Source organism: Candidatus Bathyarchaeia archaeon (assembly GCA_038883335.1).
Lineage (GTDB): Archaea > Thermoproteota > Bathyarchaeia > Hecatellales > Hecatellaceae > JAVZMI01.
Window position 1 is genome coordinate 20,273 of record JAVZMI010000013.1, and the last position, 3,895, is coordinate 24,167.

Below are 3,895 nucleotides of genomic sequence, written 5' to 3' on the forward strand. Positions count from 1 at the left end.
GATTGGAGGCTTATCTTCGAGGAGGAGAGGGTCGTTCTGAGACCCGTTATCTCCGAGTTTAGTTTACCTATCTCCGATTGGAGTGTGAAGAGTTGCTCACCTCCCCTATCCAAAACTTTGTCGGCGTACTCCCGCCACTCCTTCTCCTTCTCTAATCTCTTCTCTTCTAGCTCCTCATGTCTCCTTTTTGCCTCCCTGAGCTCAACCTCTCTGCTTGTAATTTCTGCGCTGAGCTTCTGCATGCTCGTACGTAGCTCACCTAATCTGTGGGATAACCTCACAGCCTTCAGTCTATTCAACTCTCTCTTTAGGTAACTGTAACGGAGGAAGTCGTTCCTCTCCCTTTCGAGTTCTACTAGTCTCTTCCTAACCTCGACGTAGGTTCCTGCAGCTACCTTTAGGTTCGTATCAGCCTCTCTCAACTCATTTTGGGCTTTCTCCTTCTTCAAGTCGTACTCCGCAATCCCGACGATGGCTTCTATATTCTTCCTCCTCTCCTCAGGCGAGTAGTCAGCTATCCTCATCGCAGTCCCTTGCAAGATAATGTTCATCCCACCTGTCAAGGCGGCTACCCCTAAAACGTCAACAATGTTCCCTCGAGAACACCTCTTACCATTTATTCTATACGTGCTTACACCATCCGAACTAATATAGCGGGAGAGTGCAACTATGTCTGTGTCTACTGGAAGTCTCCTGTCGGAATTTTCAAAATGAATAGAGACCGCTGCATGCGTAGCCTTAGGGATCTCGCTATTTCCGTGGAACAGCAAAGATGAGAGATTCGACGCTCTGAGATTTCGCGCGCTCAACTCTCCAAGGACAAACTGGATAGCATCAATAATGTTCGTTTTGCCACAGCCGTTAGGGCCTATGATGACATTTAACCCTGCGTCGAAGACGATAGAGGTCCTCTTCGGGAAGGTTTTAAATCCGTGTAGTTCTAATTTTCTAATGAAAACCACTGACTGGTAATGCCCCCATAAGTTTATTTAGATAGCAAACCAGTTAACCCAGTACCTGAGTCGGGTATTGCCCACACCCTCGTATAGCAATTGTTCTGGTCATATTCCCCTTTTAATTTTTTCTAGTCGCTGAAAAGTATAAATCCTCATTAAGGCGGGGTATAATAGCCATCAACACAGCCTGCTCTGTGAGTTTAACCCTATCAAGAATGCCGTGGGAAAGATAGCCTATCGCCCCCTGCTTCCTTCCCAGAGACTTTATCCCAGCTAACTTCTCCATGACAAACCCGACTTCCACTCCTTCGGTGAGGACTAGCTCCGTAACCGCTGGAGGATACTCGAATACAGCTCCCCCGCCAATCGTCAAGACTTCTTTCCTATCGATTATAGCTGCGAACTGTTGGTCTCCATACCCCGTTGATGAGTATGGTAAGATAATCAACCCAGCCTCTATACCAACACCGAAGGACGCATTATCCTTTTTGCGTATTGATTCTCTCGCCCCTTCAACTGCTCCTTGCACGATCTCATTAATCCCTATAGGTTGATGCCTCACGCCACGCCATATATCAAGTGGGATAACCTTGACCTCCTCGTAGAACATCTTAAAAACATTAAAGGTAGCCTTAATTTTCACAGGATTCGTTGACGCCAACGCTACCGTAACTTTATTAGACATTTCAGGGAACATCGCGTTGATCCATACGCAGAATAGTGAACTTTTTATTTATAAGTTGTTGAAGTGAGTTTAACACACGCCTAAAGGCTGGGTCTTAATTGAGCGGTAACTACGGTACTATCTTTCCCGTTGAACGCCGGATCAAATCTATGAGAGCTGAGATGGAGAATGAACGCATGGATTGCTATGTTATTACTTCGCCCTCCACGATTTATTATCTAACCGGATACCGCGAGTCTGTCAACGCGCCTCTCCTCCTAATCCTAACATTGGAGTCTAGACCTATACTCCTAGTTCACAGAATGAACTACACTCTAGTCAAAGAGTATGCAAAGGGCTGCGTCATCAAGTCAGTCAGTTCAGGTAGTGAACTTGTCAAAAAAGCCTCAGCCGAGCTCAGAAAGCTGAATATTAAAAAAGTATGTCTCGACGAGTTGCCGGCATCCTGGTATCTGTCTTTAAAGACTGAGTTGAGTGGTGCAAAGTTGACGCTGAAGCCTGAGGTCGCTTGGAGGCTTAGAAGGGTGAAAGACTCACTAGAACTTCAGCTTCTTAGGCAAGCAGCTCGAATCTCCGTGGCGGGAATGAAGGCAGCTTTAGAGTCTCTCAGGGCTGGTGTGAGAGAGTATGAGATTGCCGCTGAAGCTGAGTATACTATGCGCAAAGAAGGTTCAGAAGGTGTTGCGTTCGAAACGATCGTGAGTTCAGGTCGAAGATCAGCTTGGCCACACGGCCTGTGCGGTGACAGGAAGCTTGCGGAGGGTGACGCAGTTATACTGGATATTGGCGCCATGTATGCGGGGTACCGGTCTGATATAAGTAGAACAGCCTTCGTGGGGCAGCCTTCACCCGACCAAGCTAATGTTTACAGGGCGGTTTGCTCAGCTCAAGAATTCGTCCTCTCGGAAATGAAGATAGGTATGTGTGGTGGCGAAGTTGACGCGCTGGCTAGGGCTGTCCTCCGCAGATATGGTTACGCTCGGTATATGCTGCATGGCCTCGGGCACGGCGTGGGCATAGACATTCATGAGCCCCCTAGATTAGGCGTGAATAGTAAAGATTTGATTGAAGAGGAGAGTGTCGTGACGGTCGAGCCTGGCGTTTACATAGAAGGAAAGTTTGGTGTCAGGATTGAGGATACAGTTGCGGTGCATAAGGGAGGTTTAGAGGTCTTGACATCTTGTGAGAAACTCGTCTATTAGACGCCAAAACGCCTACGTCTCAGCTGGTATACTCTTATAGCCCGCATAAGGTCGATCTTCCTAAAAGAGGGCCAATAGACATCTAAGAAGCAGAGTTCACTGTAAGCAGCCTGCCAAAGCAAGAAGTTGCTTAACCTCTCCTCTCCTGAGGTTCTAATTATAAGGTCTGGGTGAGGATTTGGAAGGAAGCTTGTGTATAGGTGGCTTTCTATAACCTTCTCATCAAGCGTAGTGGAAGACAACTCACCCCTCTCTATTCTAGTAGCTATCTTCTTTACCGCATCAACTATCTCCGCCCTGCCACCGTACGCCACAGCGAGATTTAAGTAATAATTATCATAATCTTTTGTCGCTTCGTGAAGTTGCTTTATATTCTCCTGTACGTCCGGAGGCAACATCTCGACTCTACCTATCACTCTAACCCTAATGCGGCTTTTGTGAATTCGCTCATCTTCTCTCATGGCTTTCAGATACCTGTTCAGTAACGCAAGTATCTCTGCAAGCTCTTCCTCACTACGGCAAAAGTTCTCAGTTGAGAGAACATATATCGTCACCGTTTTTATTCCGCCAATCTTTTGGCACCAGTCTAGAAACTCTTCAACCTTCCTTGCACCTGCGTCATGCCCCTCAGCTGTAGAGTAGCCCTGCTCCAGAGCCCACCTGCGGTTGCCATCCAGTATCACTCCGATATGGCCGGGTATTTGACCTCCCTTTATCTGATTCCACAGAATCCCTTCATAGACCTTTACCGCCAGTCGATTAGTTACGCAAAACTCAATGAATCCTTGAGCAGCGTGAAGTAGCTTACATTTAAAACCCATTGGTGTACACTATAAGGCAACACTAGCTAATTCCTAGTTGATAAAAGTTTTTTTCACATACACACAGAACCAATGTTTCCGAGTTTGATCATTTAGTTAATTTATAGTGGATTAGATCTTGCCCTGCTCGATTAGAATCTTAAACTCGTCGAAGGTAAGTTTGTCCCCTCGCCGCAGTTTCCCTTCCGCCTCTTTGCTTATAGCCTCTCTGAGTTCAAGAGCTTTCTTTAA

Annotated in this window: 4 protein-coding genes; 1 reads left to right on the forward strand and 3 read right to left on the reverse strand. The window is 46.6% G+C overall.

The features are described 5' to 3' along the window. Together QXJ75_06210 and yjjX are read right to left on the reverse strand one after the other, a co-directional pair. Positions 1-962 (reverse strand): AAA family ATPase (locus QXJ75_06210; GenBank protein ID MEM3737656.1); only part of this gene is annotated, 962 nt, incomplete at its 3' end. A gap of 112 nt (positions 963-1,074) precedes the next feature. After that, positions 1,075-1,641: an inosine/xanthosine triphosphatase gene (gene yjjX / locus QXJ75_06215; GenBank protein MEM3737657.1), complete on the reverse strand. Its 567-nt coding sequence runs from the start codon at positions 1,639-1,641 to the stop codon at positions 1,075-1,077. A gap of 149 nt (positions 1,642-1,790) precedes the next feature. On the opposite strand from yjjX, the gene QXJ75_06220 reads away from it, so the two are divergent. Further along, positions 1,791-2,843 (forward strand): Xaa-Pro peptidase family protein, encoded by a 1,053-nt coding sequence (locus QXJ75_06220; GenBank protein MEM3737658.1) that lies wholly within the window; start codon positions 1,791-1,793, stop codon positions 2,841-2,843. On the opposite strand, the gene uppS is transcribed toward QXJ75_06220, so the two are convergent. Further along, entirely contained in the window at positions 2,840-3,664 is an 825-nt protein-coding gene (uppS, locus tag QXJ75_06225) for a polyprenyl diphosphate synthase (GenBank protein MEM3737659.1), read from the reverse strand. The genes QXJ75_06220 and uppS overlap by 4 nt on opposite strands. Positions 3,665-3,895: the final 231 nt, after the last annotated feature.